General features: G+C 62.2%; 1 pseudogene. It reads left to right on the plus strand.

Features of this window, described 5'->3' with window-relative positions:
• Positions 1-179: 179 nt before the first annotated feature.
• Positions 180-400: pseudogene (locus tag ACL02S_RS24255) on the plus strand (hypothetical protein); the annotation flags it as partial.

The following is a 400-nucleotide window of genomic DNA, read 5'->3' on the forward strand; positions in this document are numbered from 1 at the left end:
GCACAACAACCAGCCAACCCACCGCACAAGCTGCCGACGACACCCCCCAGGAAGAACCAGACACCTCGGAGGCCAGTACCCCCAGCGAGGGGACGGTCAGCGTCCGGTAAGAGAACCGGCAGAAACGGAAGGCCAGCTCTTCGAACCGGCTCTACCTGTTTTCAGGCAGCAGTGCGTGGATGTTCGGCAGTCCCGAGATTCCATGGACATCGTCGACTCGTCGGTATCGAAAGGAGCTCCTCGACGCGAAACAGATCAGGGGCATCATCCCGGAGAAAGTCGCCGCCCGCATCCGCACCGGGCTCGAATCCGACCGCCCCCGCGCTCTTTACGCCATCGGCAACAACACCCCCGCTGTTCACCGTCCATCGGATACTCCCCCGCACAATCATGGGGTATG

The sequence above is a fragment of the Nocardia spongicola genome (assembly GCF_047200775.1).
In the GTDB taxonomy this organism is placed as follows: Bacteria; Actinomycetota; Actinomycetes; order Mycobacteriales; family Mycobacteriaceae; genus Nocardia.